The sequence below is a fragment of the Streptomyces sp. NPDC091281 genome (assembly GCF_044757425.1).
Taxonomy (GTDB): domain Bacteria; phylum Actinomycetota; class Actinomycetes; order Streptomycetales; family Streptomycetaceae; genus Streptomyces.
The window spans coordinates 1-17236 of record NZ_JBIVUY010000002.1; the positions used below are offsets into that span (position 1 = coordinate 1).

Annotated in this window: 15 protein-coding genes; 12 read left to right on the plus strand and 3 right to left on the minus strand. The window is 72.5% G+C overall.

The window, feature by feature from the left end:
- Nucleotides 1–174: 174 nt before the first annotated feature.
- Together ACIQPQ_RS04460 and ACIQPQ_RS04465 are read right to left on the minus strand one after the other, a co-directional pair.
- On the minus strand, nt 175–1596 hold the full coding sequence (locus ACIQPQ_RS04460; RefSeq protein ID WP_401299660.1) for a sensor histidine kinase: 1422 nt from the start codon (nt 1594–1596) through the stop codon (nt 175–177).
- A gap of 229 nt (nt 1597–1825) precedes the next feature.
- Nucleotides 1826–3181, minus strand: a complete 1356-nt coding sequence (locus ACIQPQ_RS04465) for a sensor histidine kinase (RefSeq protein WP_401299662.1) — start codon at nt 3179–3181, stop codon at nt 1826–1828.
- A gap of 241 nt (nt 3182–3422) precedes the next feature.
- On the opposite strand from ACIQPQ_RS04465, the gene ACIQPQ_RS04470 reads away from it, so the two are divergent.
- The 12 genes from ACIQPQ_RS04470 (at nt 3423) to ACIQPQ_RS04525 (ending at nt 15636) form a co-directional block, all read left to right on the plus strand.
- Nucleotides 3423–3905: an NADH-quinone oxidoreductase subunit A gene (locus tag ACIQPQ_RS04470; RefSeq protein ID WP_401299665.1), complete on the plus strand. Its 483-nt coding sequence runs from the start codon at nt 3423–3425 to the stop codon at nt 3903–3905.
- Nucleotides 3896–4507, plus strand: coding sequence for an NADH-quinone oxidoreductase subunit B (locus ACIQPQ_RS04475; protein WP_383773720.1), 612 nt, complete (start codon nt 3896–3898; stop codon nt 4505–4507). The genes ACIQPQ_RS04470 and ACIQPQ_RS04475 overlap by 10 nt, the downstream gene beginning before the upstream one ends.
- The gene (locus tag ACIQPQ_RS04480) at nt 4504–6219 is read left to right on the plus strand and encodes an NADH-quinone oxidoreductase subunit C (RefSeq protein ID WP_401299667.1); all 1716 of its coding nucleotides are present in this window, start codon (nt 4504–4506) and stop codon (nt 6217–6219) included. Before ACIQPQ_RS04475 ends, ACIQPQ_RS04480 begins: the two co-directional genes overlap by 4 nt.
- Complete coding sequence (locus tag ACIQPQ_RS04485) at nt 6216–7184, plus strand: NADH-quinone oxidoreductase subunit H (RefSeq protein ID WP_401299670.1); 969 nt, start codon at nt 6216–6218, stop codon at nt 7182–7184. The genes ACIQPQ_RS04480 and ACIQPQ_RS04485 overlap by 4 nt, the downstream gene beginning before the upstream one ends.
- Nucleotides 7185–7186: 2 nt before the next feature.
- Nucleotides 7187–7873, plus strand: coding sequence for a 4Fe-4S binding protein (locus tag ACIQPQ_RS04490; protein ID WP_401299673.1), 687 nt, complete (start codon nt 7187–7189; stop codon nt 7871–7873).
- A complete protein-coding gene (locus tag ACIQPQ_RS04495) occupies nt 7870–8703 on the plus strand; it encodes an NADH-quinone oxidoreductase subunit J (RefSeq protein ID WP_401299675.1) in 834 nt (277 codons plus the stop codon). The genes ACIQPQ_RS04490 and ACIQPQ_RS04495 overlap by 4 nt, the downstream gene beginning before the upstream one ends.
- Nucleotides 8703–9104, plus strand: coding sequence for an NADH-quinone oxidoreductase subunit NuoK (gene nuoK, locus ACIQPQ_RS04500; protein WP_401299678.1), 402 nt, complete (start codon nt 8703–8705; stop codon nt 9102–9104). Before ACIQPQ_RS04495 ends, nuoK begins: the two co-directional genes overlap by 1 nt.
- Complete coding sequence (locus ACIQPQ_RS04505; RefSeq protein ID WP_401299681.1) at nt 9101–11095, plus strand: NADH-quinone oxidoreductase subunit L; 1995 nt, start codon at nt 9101–9103, stop codon at nt 11093–11095. The genes nuoK and ACIQPQ_RS04505 overlap by 4 nt, the downstream gene beginning before the upstream one ends.
- A gap of 6 nt (nt 11096–11101) precedes the next feature.
- Nucleotides 11102–12682: a NuoM family protein gene (locus ACIQPQ_RS04510; RefSeq protein WP_401299684.1), complete on the plus strand. Its 1581-nt coding sequence runs from the start codon at nt 11102–11104 to the stop codon at nt 12680–12682.
- Entirely contained in the window at nt 12679–14193 is a 1515-nt protein-coding gene (locus tag ACIQPQ_RS04515) for an NADH-quinone oxidoreductase subunit N (protein ID WP_401299687.1), read from the plus strand. The genes ACIQPQ_RS04510 and ACIQPQ_RS04515 overlap by 4 nt, the downstream gene beginning before the upstream one ends.
- Nucleotides 14194–14386: 193 nt before the next feature.
- Complete coding sequence (gene htpX, locus ACIQPQ_RS04520) at nt 14387–15247, plus strand: zinc metalloprotease HtpX (protein ID WP_383773738.1); 861 nt, start codon at nt 14387–14389, stop codon at nt 15245–15247.
- Entirely contained in the window at nt 15244–15636 is a 393-nt protein-coding gene (locus ACIQPQ_RS04525; RefSeq protein WP_383773740.1) for a YccF domain-containing protein, read from the plus strand. Before htpX ends, ACIQPQ_RS04525 begins: the two co-directional genes overlap by 4 nt.
- Nucleotides 15637–15788: 152 nt before the next feature.
- Here the strand turns inward: ACIQPQ_RS04525 and ACIQPQ_RS04530 are convergent, their stop codons facing one another.
- Nucleotides 15789–17021, minus strand: coding sequence for an APC family permease (locus ACIQPQ_RS04530; protein ID WP_401299690.1), 1233 nt, complete (start codon nt 17019–17021; stop codon nt 15789–15791).
- Between the last annotated feature and the right edge of the window lie 215 nt (nt 17022–17236).

Sequence of the window (17236 nt, forward strand, 5' to 3'; positions counted from 1 at the left end):
ACCCCCGCAACTACCTGGCATTTCTCGGCCTAGCCGCCGCCCTCTGCTGCTACAAACGACTCATCCGCCTCACCACGTAGGACACGGTCTAAGGGGCACAGCCCCTGGGGTCGGGTCGGGAAGGGGCGGCGGGGGCGAAAACCCCCACCTCCACCCCTACCCCTCCCGTCGCCCCTACCCCTCCCGCCACGGCAACTCAACCGTCACCCGCGTAGGCCCCCCCACCGGCGAATCCACCACCATCACCCCGTCCACCGCCCCCACCCGCCCCGCGAGCCCCGCCAACCCTGACCCGCCGGAGGCATCCGCGCCGCCCACCCCGTCGTCCACCACCTGCACCATCAACCGCTCCTCCGCCCGCCACACATCCACCACGACTTCCCGCGCCCCACTGTGCTTGCTGACGTTCTGCAACAGCTCCGAGACGGTGAAGTACGCGATGCCCTCCACCGCCGCAGCGGGCCGCTCCGCCAGATCCACCTCCACCCGCACCGGCACCGTGCACCGCGACGCCACCGAGGACAGCGCCGCGTCCAGCCCCCGGTCGGTCAGCACCGCCGGGTGGATGCCGCGCGCCAGGTCCCGCAGTTCCTGGAGCGCCGTCTTCACCTCGCCGTGCGCGTCGTCCACCATCCGCGCCGCCGCCCGCGGGTCCTCCCGCAGCTTCTCCTTCGCCAGCCCCAGATCCATCGCGAGCGCCACCAGCCGGGCCTGCGCCCCGTCGTGCAGGTCGCGTTCGATGCGCCGCAGGTCGGCCGCCGCCGTGTCGACGACGACCCCCCGGTCGGACTCCAGTTCCACCACCCGCGACGCCAGCCGCGACGGCCCGAGCAGCCCGTGCACCATCGCCCGGTCGACCGTGGTCAGCGCCCGCACGATCCACGGCGTGGCCAGCGTGATCAGCAGCCCCGCCGACGCGGTCACGCCGATCTCGAACGGGTTGTCCAGATACACCTGGTGCCGCTCGTCCCCGTACAGCTGGAGCCCGTCCTGCCCGCCGTACATCGGGAACACCCAGAACCACAGCGGATACGTCAGGAGGGCCCAGCCCATCACCCAGAACGTCACCGCCGTGACGAACGAGAACACCGCCCACGGCAACTGGATCAACGCGTACAACGCGTGCCGCCAGGACGCCCCGCTGCGCAGCACCGCGCCCATCCAGGCCATCGCGCCGGTCCCGCGCCGCCGCAACGGCTCCGGCGGCTCGACCGCGACACCCAGCAGCCCGCGCGCCCGCGCCCGCTCCACCGCGCCGACACCCCGGCACGCAGCCAGCCCGGCCGCCAGCACCGGCACCCCGAGGAACGTCACCAGCAGCCCGGCCCCCACGGACAGCATCGTCACGGTGAAGGTGAAGAGCGCGATGCTGATCGGCAGGCTCAGCAGGACGTAACCGAACTCCCGCCAGGCCCGTCCCTCGACCGGCGCCCGCAGGGCCGTCGGCACCCGCCACCGGCGCCGCCCGCCGCCCTCATACCCGTAGGCCCCGTACCGGTCGTCCCCGTAGCTCTCACGGCTCCCGTAGCTCTCGCGGCCGTCGTAGCCCTGGTAGCCGTCGTAGCCGTCGTAGCCCTGTCCGTAGTGCGCAGCCATCGCCGCCGTCCATTCAGTCGTCTCGACGCCCGGCGTCCCGCAGCCGGGGCCCGCCTCCTGCCTGCCTCCAGCCTCCCCGCCGACGGTCCCCCGGACCATGGAGTCCGTCGGCGTCCCGTAAGGGGGGTTATCCCTACCTCCCGCCCCTCGCCCACCCGCTCTCCAGCCCCTACGGGTCACGACCTGCGACCTGCGACCTGCGAGTTACGGGCTACGGGCGGGCCACCCCCTACGCCGCCCCGTCCGCCTCCGTACGGTCCCGCCACGGCAGCTCCGCCGTCACCGTCGTCGGGCCGCCCTCGGGCGAGTCCACGACGAACAGCCCGTCCACCGCGCCGAGCCGCTCCGCGAGCCCCCGCATCCCGCTGCCCCCGTCGAGCCGGGCCCCGCCCCGGCCGTCGTCCCGCACCTGGATCAGCAGCCGATCCTCCACCCGCCACACCTCGACCGCCGCCGACCGGGCCCCGCTGTGCTTGCTGACGTTCTGCAACAGCTCGGAGACGGTGAAGTAGGCGATGCCCTCGATGGCCGGGGCGGGCCGCGACGCCAGGTCGGCGGTCACCTGCACCGGCACCGTGCACCGCGACGCCACCGAGGACAGCGCCGCGTCCAGCCCCCGGTCGGTCAGCACCGCCGGGTGGATACCGCGCGCCAGGTCGCGCAGTTCCTGGAGCGCCAGCTTCACCTCGCCGTGCGCCTCCGCCACCATCACCGAGGCCGCGTCCGGGTCCTCCAGCAGCTTCTCCTTCGCCAGCCCGAGCCCCATCGCGAGCGCCACCAGCCGGGCCTGCGCCCCGTCGTGCAGGTCGCGTTCGATGCGCCGCAGGTCGGCCGCCGCCGTGTCCACGACCACGCCCCGGTCGGACTCCAGTTCGGCGATCCGCCGCTCCAGTTCGTCGGACGGCGACAGCAGGGCGCGCACCATCGCCCGGTCCGCGTTGGTCAGGCCGCGCACCAGGAACGGCAGCACCGGCCACAGCACGAACAGCGACACGAACGTCACCGTGAAGGTGAGAATCCCCCACGGCAGCCGGATGAAGTCGTACAGCACCGTCCGCCACGCCACTGGGTCCTTCAGCACCAGCCACAGCCGCTGGAACACGTTGCCCGCCCGCCGCAGCGGCAGCGGGCTCGGCTCCTCGACCCGCAGCCCCAGCAGCAGCCGCGCCCGGCCCCGCTCGAACCGGCCGATCAGCCGCGCGCCCAGCAGCCCCAGTGCCAGCACGGGCAGCCCGACCACCGTCAGGGTCAGCGTGGCACCGGTGAACAGCACCGTCATGACGTAGACGAAGCCCACCAGCGACATCGGAAGGTTCACCAGCAGATGCGCGATCTCCTTCCAGGTCTGCGCCCCCAGCGCGAACCCGGCGGGCGGCAACCGGTCGGAGCGCGCCCCGCCCGGCCCGCCGGGCGCGAACGACTCGGCGGTTGCGAAGGATGTGCCAGGCGGGACGGACTGGGCGGGCGGGACGGACCCGGCGGACACGGACGACCCGGCGGGCGCGGAGGGCCCGGCCCCTACGGAGGACTCGGCGGATACCGCGCGCGGACTCACGGCCGAGCACGCGGGCTTGGAGACGGTCATACGGGCTAGCGTGCCGTGCGCCGGGCCGCCGCGCCATGACGTACGCCGCCGACCTGTCCCTGGGGAAAACCCCACCACCGTGGTCCCAGGGGCCACGGGCTGCTTACCGTGTCTTTATCAGGCCCTAGACTCCCGTGCGTACAGAGATCGACAGGCCGAGAGATCGTCGGATCGAAGCGTCGAGCGGGGCCGGGGGCCGGGCGGAGACCGGAAACCGGGACCGGGGAGCGAGGACGGGACCGTGCAGCAGACAGCGCACGCGGCGCCGACGGACCCGACGGCCGCCCTGGCGGCGCCCCCCTCGGGCCACACGGACCCATCGGGCTACGCGGACCCTTCGGGCTACGCGGACCCTTCGGGCTACTTCGACTCGTACGCCGTCGTCGGCGTCCTCGCCGCCGTCGGGGTCCTGTTCGTGGCCCTCGCCTTCGGCGCCGGCCGCCTGCTGCGCCCCGTCGTCCCCACCCCCGAGAAGCTCCTCACCTACGAGTGCGGCGTCGACCCCGTCGGTGAGGGCTGGGCCCACACCCAGGTCCGCTACTACGTCTACGCCTTCCTCTACGTCATCTTCGCCGTCGACTCGATCTTCCTGTTCCCCTGGGCGACGGTCTTCGCCGCCCCCGGCTACGGCGCGGCCACCCTCGTCGAGATGTTCGTCTTCCTCGGCTTCCTCGCCGTCGGCCTGCTGTACGCGTACAAGAAGGGCGTCCTGACATGGACGTGACTCCGTCCACCCCCGAACCCGTGCTCCTCCCGGAGCCGAAACGGCTGGGCGCCCTCGCCCGTCTCGCCCCCGAGCCGATGAACGTCGTCCTCAACTGGGGCCGCCGCTACTCGCTCTGGGTCTTCAACTTCGGCCTCGCCTGCTGCGCGATCGAGTTCATCGCCGCCTCCATGGCCCGCCACGACTTCATCCGCCTCGGCGTCATCCCCTTCGCTCCCGGCCCGCGCCAGGCGGACCTGATGGTGGTGTCCGGCACGGTCACCGACAAGATGGCCCCCGCCGTCAAGCGCCTCTACGAGCAGATGCCCGAGCCGAAGTACGTCATCTCCTTCGGCGCGTGCAGCAACTGCGGCGGCCCCTACTGGGACTCCTACTCCGTCACCAAGGGCGTCGACCAGATCATCCCCGTCGACGTCTACGTCCCCGGCTGCCCACCCCGCCCCGAGGCCCTCCTCCAGGGCATCCTCAAGCTCCAGGAGAAGATCGCCCGCGAGTCCCTCGGCGAGCGCTACGCCCCCGCCCCCGCCGCCGGGCACGCCTCCCCGGCCGCCCTCCAGAGCGACCTGGTCCGCCCGCCCGCCCCGGAGGGTGACCCCCGATGACCACGACGGGCTGGCTGCCCGCCCCCACCGAGGACCTCTTCGGCCCCGACGCCACCGCCGAGGAGTCCTACGACGTCCTCACCGTCGACGTCCCCCCGGCCACCTGGACCGCCGCCCTCACCACCGCCCGCGACCGGCTGTCCTGCACCTACTTCGACTGGCTGAGCGCGGTCGACGAACCCGGCACCGGCTTCCGCGTCTCTGCCCACCTCGTCGCCCTCTCCCCGGTCCGCCGCCTCCTGCTGCGCACGACCGTCCCGCACGAGCACCCCGCCCTCGCCACCGCCGTCGACGTCTACGCCGGTGCCGCCTGGCACGAACGCGAGACCCACGAGATGTTCGGCGTCCACTTCGAGGACCACCCGGGCCTGGACCACCTCCTCCTCCCCGAGAACTTCGAAGGCCACCCCCTCCGCAAGGACTTCGTCCTCGCCGCCCGCGTCGCCAAGGCCTGGCCCGGCGCCAAGGAACCCGGCGAGTCCGAGCACGGCACCCCCAAACGCCGCCAGATGCTCCCCCCAGGCGTCCCCGACCCGAACGAATGGGGCCCCCTCAAAGGCACCCTCCCCGCCGCCCCCGCCCGCCCCACCCGCACACCACGCACCCCGGCCGACCGCCCCTCGGGCCCCACCCCCGACCGCCCCGCCCGCCGCACCCGCACAGCCACCCAGGGCTCCGCCTCCCAGACCCCTGCTCCCCAGGCCCCGACATCCCAGGCGCCCGCTCCCCAGGCCGCGCCTCCCCAGCCCGCTGCTCCCCAGGCTCCGGCCGGGCCCTCCACCTCGGACTCCCCGCCTGAGGCTTCCTTGCCGGGTGGATCTCCGGCGAGGGGTGCTTCGGCCGGCGGTGCCCCGGTCGGCGGTGCCCCGGAAGGCGGTGCCCCGGCAAGCGGTGCCCTGTCGGGCACGCCCACACCGTCCACGCCTGACTCGCAGCCCCCGGCGGACCCGCAATCCCCGCCGCCCGCCCCGGCCCGCGGCCCGCGCCGCTCCCGCAGTGCCAGCGGCGGCTCGGCCTCCCAGCGGACACCTGCCACCCCGCAGGAGCCCGGCCCCCAGGCGGCGGGCCCGCAGGAGTCCACCCCGCCGGAATCCGGTCGAGCGGAGCCCGCGCCGTCCCTGGAGGGAACCGCCCGGCCGTCGGCCACGGAGGCCACGCCCCCCGAGTCCCCGGCCCCGACCGCGCCCTCTTCCGAGCCTCCGGCTCCTGCCGAGCCGACGGCCCCGGCCGAGCGCCAGGCCCCGGCGGAGCCCTCATCGGCACCCGTCCGTCGTGCGGCGGGCCCGCGCCGTTCCCGCTCCGCGTCCGACGGCTCAGCCAGCCAGCGCGCGGCCACCACCCCGGACGGCTCCCCGACCCGGCCGACCACGGCACCCCGCAGCTCCGACGCCCCCTGGCACCATGCCCGCCCCGCCTACGACGAGCCCCAACCGGAGCCCACGACCCCCCAGAGCGAGCCCCACGGCAAACCGCCTCGGCCCCCTGCCGCGACCCCGCCCCTCTCCCCGGCCAAGGACTCGGGCGCGGCCCCGACCAAGGCCACCAGGGCGGAACCGGACCCGACCCCAGACCCGGACGCGACCCCAGGCCCGGACCTGACCCCAGACCCGGACTCGACCTCAGACCCGGACCCTGACGCAGATACGGATGCGCCCGCGGACACGGATACGCCCAACTCCGCACCCGAGACCCCCGAAGGAGGCCCGCAGTGAACGACGCCCTCGACGTCGCCCTGCGACTCCTGATCGTCTTCGTCGTCTTCCTCACCTTCCCCCTGCTCGTCGGCCAGACCGAGCACAAGGTCATGGCCCACATGCAGGGCCGCCTCGGCCCGATGCACGCCGGTGGCTTCCACGGCTGGGCCCAACTCATCGCCGACGGCATCAAGTTCGCGCAGAAGGAGGACATCGTCCCCGCGGGCGCGGACCGCCGTATCTTCCAGCTCGCGCCTGCCGTGGCGCTCCTGCCGTACCTCCTTGTCCTCCTGGTCATCCCGGTCGGCCCCGGCGAGGGCACGGTCGGCGAGGTCGTCGACGCGGGTGTCTTCTTCGTCCTGGCCGTGATGGGCATCGGCGTCCTCGGCTCTCTCATGGCCGGCTGGGCCAGCGCCAACAAGTTCTCCCTCCTCGGCGGCCTGCGCACGGCCGCCCAACTCCTCGCCTACGAACTCCCGATGCTGCTCACCGCCGCCTCCGTGGCGATGGCGGCCGGCACGGTCTCCCTCCCCGGCATCGTCGACGCCTTCGAGTGGTGGTGGCTGCCGTGGCAGATCGTCGGCGCGATCGTCTTCTTCGTCGCCGGTCTCGCGGAACTCCAACGCCCTCCCTTCGACATGCCCGTCGCCGACTCGGAGATCATCTTCGGCGCGTACACCGAGTACACGGGCCTCCGTTTCGCCTTGTTCCTCCTCGCCGAATACGCGGGCATCGTCGTCCTGTGCGGGCTGACCACCGTCCTCTTCCTGGGCGGCTGGCACGGCCCCTGGGCCGCCGACGGCCTCGGCTGGGTCTGGACCCTGCTGAAGACGGCACTGCTCGCCTTCGTCGTGATCTGGCTCCGTGTCACCTATCCCCGTCTGCGTGAGGACCAGCTCCAGAAGCTCTCCTGGACTCTCCTCGTCCCCCTCTCCCTCGCCCAGATCGCCCTCACCGGCGTCGTGAAGGTGGTGATCCAGTAACCATGGCCCCCATCCCCGGCTCGGGCCTGGCCAAGGGCCTGGCCGTCACCCTCCGCACGATGACGCGCAGGACCGTCACCGAGCAGTACCCCGAGGCCCAGCCCGAGCTTCCGCCCCGGACCCGCGGTGTCATCGGTCTCTTCGAGGAGAACTGCACTGTCTGCATGCTGTGCGCCCGCGAGTGCCCCGACTGGTGCATCTACATCGACTCCCACAAGGAGACCGTCCCGGCGGCCACCCCCGGTGGGCGGGACCGCAGCCGCAACGTTCTCGACCGTTTCGCCATCGACTTCTCCCTCTGCATGTACTGCGGTATCTGCATCGAGGTGTGTCCTTTCGACGCCCTGTTCTGGTCACCGGAGTTCGAGTACGCGGAGACCGACATCCGTGAACTGACCCACGAGCGGGACAAGCTCCGCGAATGGATGTGGACCGTCCCGGCCCCGCCCGCCCTCGATCCCCAAGCCGAGGAACCGAAGGAGATCGCCGCGGCCCGCAAGACGGCGGAGAAGCTCACCGCCGCCGGGCCCGCACCGTCCGGACTCCCCGCCCGGTCCGCACCGTCCGGCCCCGCTGCCCGGCCCGCACCGTCCGGAACCGCTGACCGGCCCGAGCCGCCCGGACCCGCCGCACCCCCAGGGCCCGCTACGCCTCCCCGTCCGTCCGCACCGGAGGAGGGGCAGTCGTGACCCTCGCCGCCGCATCGCACGGCTTCCTCTCCCCGACCGGCGTCGAGATCGCCTTCCTCCTCGTCGGCCTGGTCACCTTCGGCGCCGCCCTGGTCACCGTGACCACCCGGCAACTGGTGCACGCCGCCCTGTGGCTGGTGGTCGCCCTCGGCGGCCTCGCCATCGAATACCTGCTCCTCACCGCCGAGTTCATCGCCTGGGTGCAGGTCCTCATCTACGTCGGTTCCGTGGTCGTCCTCCTTCTCTTCGGTCTGATGCTCACCAGGGCGCCCATCGGCCGCTCCCCGGACGCAGACTCCGGCAATCGCTGGGCCGCGCTCGTGGTCGCCGTGTCCGCGGCGGCCGCTCTGGTGTGGGTCGTCGTCGACGCCTTCCGTGCCACCTGGATCGATCTCGACGGTCCGGCCGCCGGCTCCACCGCCGTCACCGGAGCCAGCCTCTTCCAGAACTGGGTCCTTCCCTTCGAAGCCCTCTCCGTCCTCCTTCTCGCCGCTCTGGTCGGCGCGATCGTCCTGTCCCGCAAGGCGAAAGCGGAGAAGACCCCACCTCCGGTTCCCTCTCCGATCCCGGCCTCGAACCCGACCCCGGATCTGTCTCCGGATCTGCCCCCGCACCCGATGAACGCCCGAGCGGACACCAAGAGTTCCCGCTTCGTAACGGAAAGTCACGAAAAAATCGGCGGGGGTTCCACCGCTCAAGATCACGACGGTGAGAACCACGCCGACCGGAGCCCGGAAGCCGAGAGCCAGGACGGGCAAGCCCCCGACGTCGAGAGCCACCACGGCGTGGGCCCCGGCAGCGGCGGCCACCGCAGGAACGGGACCCGCTGATGCACCTCGCCTATCCCGCGGTCCTCTCCGCCCTCCTCTTCTGCACAGGTCTCTACGGTGTCCTCGCCCGCCGCAACGCGATCCTGGTCCTGATGTCGGTCGAGCTGATGCTCAACGCCGTCAACCTCAACCTCGTCGCCTTCGACGTGTGGCTGAGCCGGACCGCCGAGGAGAAGCTGCACTCCGGGCAGGCCCTCACCCTGTTCACCATCGCCATCGCCGCCGCCGAGATCGGCATCGGCCTGGCGATCGTCCTGGCCGTCCACCGCAACCGCGGCACCGCCGACATCGACCGCCTGCGCGACACCGCCGAGGGCCACGGCCCGGATGACGAAGGACCCGGCGGCACCCGACCCGTCGGCACCGGCCCGGCGGACGAGAAGGCTGAGGCCACCGCGTGACCACGACCACCCTCGCCGTCCTCGTCCCCGTCCTGCCCTTCCTCGGCGCCCTCGCCGGACTTCTCCTCGGCCGCACGGCCCCCGGCTTCGTCCGCCCGCTCGCCGTCCTGCCGACCCTCACCGCGCTGGCGCTGGCCGTGATCGTCGCCGTACGGCAGGGCGGGGACGCGGCCGTGGACGCGGCCACCGAACTCACCCCCACCGGCTCCGTACCGATCGAACTCGCCCTGCACATCGACGGCTTCGCCGCGCTCGTCGCCGTCCTCGTCGGCACCGTCGCCACCTGCGTGCAGATCTACTCCACCGGCTACCTCCGCGACGACCCGCGCTATCCCTCGTACGCCGCGCTGGTCTCCCTCTTCACCTCCGCGATGTTCCTCGTCGTCTACTCGGGCGACCTGATGGTGCTGCTCGTCGGCTGGGAGGTCATGGGCATCTGCTCCTACTTCCTGGTCGGCCACTACTGGGAGACCCCGGAGGCCCGCGCCGCCTCCCTCAAGGCGTTCCTCGTCACCAAACTCGGCGACGTCCCCTTCCTCATCGGCCTGTTCGCGCTCGCCACCGACGCCGGCTCCTTCCGCATCACGAAGGTCCTCGCCAGCGTCGCCCACGGCGGACTCGACCACCCGACCCTGATCGCGCTGCTGCTTCTCGCGGGCGTGGCGGGCAAGTCGGCGCAGTTCCCGCTGCACACCTGGCTCCCCGACGCGATGGCGGGCCCGACCCCCGTCTCAGCGCTGATCCACGCCGCCACGATGGTCGCCGCGGGCGTCTACTTCGTCGCCCGGCTGCTGCCGGTGTTCGAGGCGTCCCGCGCCGCGCTGGTCGTCCTCGCCGTGATGGCCGCCGTCACCATGGTCGGCTCCGGTCTCGCCGCGCTCGCCCAGGACGACATCAAGCGGGTCCTCGCCTACTCGACCATCGGCCAGCTCGGCTACATGACCGGCGCCCTCGCCGTCGGCGACCGCTCCGCCGCCGTCTTCCACCTCCTCTCGCACGGCGCCTTCAAGGCGCTGCTGTTCCTCGCGGCCGGTGTGGTCATCCACGCCGCGGGCACCAACTCGCTCGCCGCGATGTCCCGCATGACCGGCCTGCGCGACCGGGTCCCGGACGCCTTCTGGACGATGACCGTCGCCCTGCTCGCCCTGGCCGCGGTCCCGCCGTTCAGCGGGTTCTTCTCCAAGGAGTCCGTACTGGGCGCCGCCGAGCACGCCGCCACCGGCCACACCGGGCCCGCCCCGGCCGCCGCGGGCTGGACCGTCCTCGTCGCCGGACTGCTCACCGCGCTCCTCACCGCCGCCTACGCGGCCCGGCTCTGGCTGCTCGCCTTCCGCGGCCGGGGCGCCGAGGCCCCCGACCACGGCCGCCAGCCGCTGACGATGACCGTGGTGCTGTGGGTACTGGCCGTGCCGTCCCTCGCCTTCGGCGGGCTCGCGTACCGCTCGCTGCCCGACTGGTTCGGCGGCGACAGCCTCGCCCCCACCCTCACCACCTCCGTCCTCGGCACCGGCCTCGCCCTCACCGGCGGCCTGGTCGTCTACGGTGCCTGGCGCCACACCACCGCCCGCACCGCCCGAGTCCCCCTGGGCGCGGTCGCCGCGCACCCCGAGGGCGACGCCGGACTCGTCGAGGCGGAGGCCATCGCGAGCCACACCCCCGCCTACGGCGACGTGGCGTCCGCCCCCGACCCCGCCGACCCGGGCCGTCTCCTCCTCGGCCCGCTGCACCGGCACGCGGCCACCGGCTTCCACCTGGACGCCGTGTACACCGCGCTCCTCGTCCGCCCGGTCCTGGCCGCGGCGGGCCTCGTACGGTTCCTCGACCGCGAGGTCGTCGACACGTACGTACGTGGCGCGGGCACCCTGCCCCGCTGGCTCGGCGCCGCCGTACGGCGCGCCCAGACCGGCAACGTCCAGACCTATGTGAGCGCGCTGCTCGCCGGCACCCTCGTCCTGGCGGTCGCCGCCCTTCTCGTCGCCGCGGGAGCGTGAGCAGCCGTGATCGATATCAGTGAGTCCGTGATGCAGCTGCTTCTGGCGTTGATCGTGGTCGGCCCGCTCCTCGGCGCCGTCGCCGCTCTGCTGCCCGCCCCGCCGGGGCTGAAGGGGAAGTCACCCGAGCAGGCCGTGCTGCGGCACGGCGTCACCGTGACCGGCGTGATCCTGCTCGCCGCCCTTGTTCTCGCGGCGGGCTTCGACCACGACCAGCCGTCGAAGATGCAGGCCACGACCGACATCAGCTGGATTCCCGCACTCCACGTGCGCATCCACCTCGGCATCGACGGCATCTCCCTCCCCCTCCTCGTCCTGACCGCGCTGCTGACCTTCCTCTGCGCGCTCTACTCGTACTTCAACCCGGCCGCGGGCCCCAGCCCGAAAGCCTTCGTGGCGCTGCTGCTGGTCCTGGAGGCCGGCACCCTCGCCACCTTCGCCGTCCTCGACCTGGTGCTGTTCTTCCTCGCCTTCGAGACCGTCCTCATCCCGATGTACTTCCTCATCGCCCGCTGGGGCGGCGAGGGACGGACCCGGGCGGCCGGGAAGTTCATCCTCTACACGCTGCTCGGCTCCGTGGTCATGCTGCTCGGCCTGCTCCTGATCGGCGTCAGGGCGGGCACCTTCGACATGGTGGCACTCGCCACTGACAACGGCCGGTCGCTGAGCACATCCGTGCAGGTCATCGCCGTTCTGGCGATCGGTCTCGGGCTCGCGGTGAAGACCCCGATGTGGCCGCTGCACAGCTGGCTGCCCGACGCCCACACCGCCGCACCGACGGTCGGCTCGGTCCTCCTCGCCGGAGTCCTGCTGAAGATGGGCACGTACGGCTTCGTCCGCATCCTGCTCCCGGTCGCCCCCGACGGCTTCCGCACCTTCGCGCCCTACCTCGCCGCGTTCGCCGTCGTCGGGATCATCTACGGCTCCCTCGCCTGTCTGGCGCTCGCCCGGCGCGGCGCCAAGGGCGACCTGAAGCGCCTGATCGCCTACTCGTCCGTCGGCCACATGGGCTTCGTCCTGCTCGGTATCGCCTCCACCACCCCGACCGGCGTGAACGGCGCCCTCTTCGCCAACATCGCCCACGGCCTCATCACCGGTCTGCTGTTCTTCCTGGTCGGCGCCCTGAAGGACCGCACCGGCACCACCGACCTCGACACCCTCGCCGAGGAGACCGGCGCCGCCCTCTACGGCAGGGCACCACGCCTCGGCGGCCTCCTCGCCTTCGCCGCCGTCGCCTCCCTCGGCCTGCCCGGACTCGCCGGTTTCTGGGGGGAGATGCTCGCCCTGTTCGGCGCCTTCGACCCCGCCGCGGGCCTCAGCCGCCCCGCCTTCCTCACCTTCACGGCGATCGCCGTGTTCGGCACCCTGCTGACCGCCGCCTACCTGCTCGTCGTGGTCCGCCGGGTCTGCATGGGCGCGGCCCCCCGAGACACCGACGCCCCGCGCCTGGCGGACGTCCGCTCCTACGAGTTCGCGGCCTGGACACCGCTCGTCGTCCTCACAGTCGTCGCCGGTCTCTGGCCCAAGGCCCTGCTCGGCCTGACCGACCCGGCCGTCCAGCAGCTCCTCGCAGGAGGCACCCGATGAGCGCCCTGGCCGCCCCCTCCCTCGTCCAGTCCGTCGACTGGCTCGCGATCGCCCCGCCCACCCTCGCGGCCGTCGTCGGACTCGCCGTCCTCGTCACCGACCTGTTCCTGCCCGACGCCAGGAAGCACCTCCTGGGCTGGATCTCCGTCGCGGGACTCGCCGCCGCGACGCTCCTCCTGCTGCCCCTCCTGGACGGCGACCGCGCCACGTTCTGCCTCACGGACGACGCGCGCGTGTGCAGCTACACCGCCGACCGCTTCACGCTGGTCGTCCAGTTCCTGGTGCTCGGCGGGGCGCTGCTCGCCGCCCTGCTCTCCGTCACCGCCCTCAAGGACGACCGCGGACGGCTCCCCGAGGGCGAGTACTGGTTCCTCCTGCTGTCCTCCGCCGCGGGCGCCGCCCTGCTGCCCGCCTCCCGCGACCTGGCCACCCTGATCGTCGCCCTGGAGGTCGCCTCCCTCCCCGCGTTCGCCCTGGTCGGCATCCGGCACGGCGACCGGCGGTCCTCGGAGGCGGCCCTCAAGTTCTTCCTGTCCTCCGTCACGGCCACCGCCGTCAGCCTCCTGGGCGTCAGCTTCGTCTACGCCACGACCGGCACCCTCTACCTCACCCAGGTCGCCGCGCGCATCCAGGACGTCGACGGGCAGTTGCACACCCTCGCGCAGACCGGCGTCGTCCTCACCCTGATCGGCTTCGCCTTCAAGACGGCGGCCGCCCCGTTCCACTTCTGGGTCCCCGACACCTACGTCGGAGCCCCCCTCCCGATCGCCGCCTACCTCTCGGTCGTCGGCAAGGCCGTCGGCTTCTCCGGCCTCGCCCTCGTCACCGTCGTCGCCTTCCCGTCGTACGGCGACGTCTGGGGACCCGCGCTCGCGATCCTGGCCGCCCTCACCATGACCGTCGGCAACGTCGGCGCCCTCCGCCAGCGGGCCACGCGCGCGTACAGCGCCGTACGCCTGCTCGCCTGGTCCTCCATCGGCCAGGCCGGCTACCTGTTGGTGCCGATCGCCGCCGCCGCGTACACCGACGAACCCGACCACGCGATCGGCTCCACCGTCGCCTACGCGCTCATGTACGCCGCCGTGAACCTGGGCGCCTTCGCGGTGGCCGCCCTTGTGGGCCGTACGCGCTCGGCCAACCGTGTCGCCGACTACCGCGGGCTGTACGCGCGCAACCCGCTCACCGCGCTCCTCCTGGCCTTCTTCCTGCTCTGCCTCGCCGGACTCCCGCCGGGCCTCATCGGACTCTTCGCCAAGGTGACCGTCTTCTCGGCCGCCGTGGAGGCGGGCCTGGGATGGCTCGCCGTCCTGATGGCGGTCAACGTCGTGATCGCCCTCGCCTACTACCTCCGCTGGACGGCCCTGCTGTTCCGCGCCCCCGACGGCGAACCGGACGCCCACCGCGTCCCCATGCCCCTCACGGCGGCCTTGGCCCTCACCGCGGTCCTCGGCGTCGTCCTCTCGCTTGCCCCGCAGGTCGTCCTCCGCTTCGCGGACACCACCCTCTTCTGACCAGCGTGTCCTCGCGCGCGGCGGCCCTGTCACCCGGACGGCGGACGTCCGCCCCCGGACGCGCCGGGGAACTGGCGGCCCCCGCCTGGCGTTGACCAGTAAGGGAGGGTGCACTGGACGTGACACCACCACACCAGTGGCACCGCAGATCACAGGCAAGGGGTTCCCCGCCGCACGACTTGGAGGGCGCACCGTGCACCGCCGGCACAACGGGCTCAGGACCGCCGTACTCCTCGGGGGACTGTCCGCACTCATCATCGTCATCGGCAGCTTCTTCGGCCGGGTCGGGCTCGTCGTCGCGGTCGTGATCGCGCTCGGCACCAACGCCTACGCCTACTGGAACAGCGACAAGCTGGCCCTGCGCGCGATGCGGGCCCGCCCGGTGAGCGAGTTCGAGGCACCCGGCCTCTACCGGATGGTCCGAGAACTCTCCACCCAGGCCCGCCAGCCCATGCCCCGGCTGTACATCTCCCCGACCGAGGCGCCGAACGCCTTCGCCACCGGCCGCAACCCGCGCAACGCCGCGGTGTGCTGCACCGACGGCATCCTGCGCCTGCTGGACGAACGCGAACTGCGCGGCGTCATCGGCCATGAGCTGAGCCACGTCTACAACCGGGACATCCTCATCTCCTCGGTCGCGGGCGCCCTCGCCTCGGTGATCATGTTCCTGGTCAACTTCGCCTGGCTGATCCCCATCGGCCGCTCCAGCGACGACGACGGCCCCGGCCTCCTCGGCATGCTCCTGATCATGATCCTGGGCCCGCTCGCCGCCACCCTCATCCAGCTCGCCATCAGCCGCTCCCGCGAATACGAGGCGGACGCCTCCGGCGCCCAGCTCACCGGCGACCCCCTGGCCCTCGCCGGTGCCCTGCGCAAACTGGAGGCGGGCACCAAGCAGCTGCCGCTGCCCCCGGAGCCCCGTATCGAGACCGCGAGCCACATGATGATCGCGAACCCGTTCCGACCGGGCCAGGGACTGTCCAAGATGTTCTCGACGCACCCGCCGATGGCGGAGCGCATCGCCCGTCTCGAGAAGATGGCAGGCACCCAGTGAAGACCATCCTGAACGTCATTTGGCTCGTCCTCAGCGGATTCTGGCTGTTCCTCGGATATGTGCTGGCGGGCCTCCTCCTCTGCATCACGATCATCGGCATCCCCTTCGGGATCGCCGCGTTCCGGATCGGCGTGTACGCCCTCTGGCCCTTCGGCTACACCACCGTCGAGCGGCGCGACGCCGGAGCCCCCTCCTGCGTCGGCAACGTCCTCTGGCTGGTCCTGGCGGGCTGGTGGCTCGCCCTGACGCACATCGTCACCGGCATCGCCCTGTGCATCACGATCATCGGCATCCCGTTCGGCATCGCCAACTTCAAGCTGATCCCGGTGTCCCTGCTGCCGCTGGGCCGCGAGATCGTGCCCACCGACGAGGCGTTCGGAGTCCGCTGACGCCGGTCTCGGACCCGGTTCCTGCCCCGCCCAGGCCCCGTCCGCAGCCGCCGCCTGCCTGGCCTGCCTAGGTCAGGCGATTCTGCGGCGGCCGGTTGTCCACAACCGGCGAGTTATCCACAGGCCCACACGGACTTCGCCGCGCTGACGCATCATCGACTCATGGCCCGGTCCACCCCGGTCCGCACCCCGTACACCAGCACCCCCACGACCAGCACACCCACGCCTGTCAGCACCGATCCGACGGGCAGCGCGAACGCCAGCACGACACAGCCGACGAGTCCCACAGCGGGCACCGCCCGTTTCAGAGAGGCGGTGTCGAGCGTCCAGGCCGACGCGTTGGCCACCGCGTAGTACACGAGCACACCTAAGGAGGAGAAACCGATCACGCCCCGCAGAACCGCGGTCGCCGCCAGCACCGCCACCACCGCGCCCACCGCCAGCTCCGCCCGGTGCGGCACCCGGTGGCGGGGGTGCACGGCGGACAGTCCACGGGGGAGATGACCATCCCGCGCCATGGCGAGCGTCGTCCGGGAGACCCCCAGGACGAGGGCGAGCAGTGAGCCCAGCGCTGCCACGGCGGCCCCGACCCGCACGACCGGCACCAGCCCCGGCACCCCGGCCGCCTGCACCGCGTCCGCCAGCGGAACCGTGGCGGAGCCCAGACCGGACGACCCCAGCACGGAAAGGACAGCTATCGCCACCGACGCGTACACAACCAGCGCGATACCCAGCGCCAGCGGAATCGCCCGCGGGATCGTGCGCGACGGATTCCGCACCTCCTCACCGAGGGTCGCGATCCGCGCGTACCCGGCGAAGGCGAAGAACAGCACACCCGCCGCCTGAAGCACACCGCCGACGCCACCGGAGCCGCCCGCGCCGAGCCGCCCGGCGTCGGACTCCTCGGAGCCGAGACACACCACGACCACGGAAGCGAGGACAGCCAAAACCACCACCACGATCAGCCGCGTCAGCCGGGCCGGCTTCTGCACACCCCCGTAGTTCACCGCCGTCAGCGCCACCACGGCCGCGACCGCCACCGCGTGCGCCCGGTCGGGCCACAGGTACACGCCGACGGTCAGGGCCATGGCCGCGCAGGAGGCCGTCTTGCCGACCACGAAGGACCAACCGGCGAGGTACCCCGTGAACGGGCCGAGCCGCTCCCGGCCGTACACGTAGGTACCGCCCGAGGCCGGGTAGCGGGCGGCGAGACGGGCCGAGGACAGGGCGTTGGCGTACGCCACCGCGGAGGCGAGAGCGAGGGCGGGCAGCAGGCCGGAACCGGCGGCTCGGGCAGCCGGCGCGAGGGCGGCGAACACACCGGCGCCGACCATCGATCCGAGCCCGAGGACCACGGCGTCACCGACACCCAGGGTGCGCCGCAACCCCTCAGGTGAACCAGCTGAACCCGGCGAACCGGATGAACCCGGTGAACCGGATGAACCAGCTGAACCCAGTGAACCGGATGAACCAGGTTGACCGGACGACGCGGGCCGGAGGGGCCGTCTCATGGCTCGCACCCTAGCGAGCAGGGGAACCACGGGGCGTCGGGCGGACGTCGTCCCGGTCGACAGCGTGGAAACAGAGCAAGCTCTCCCGG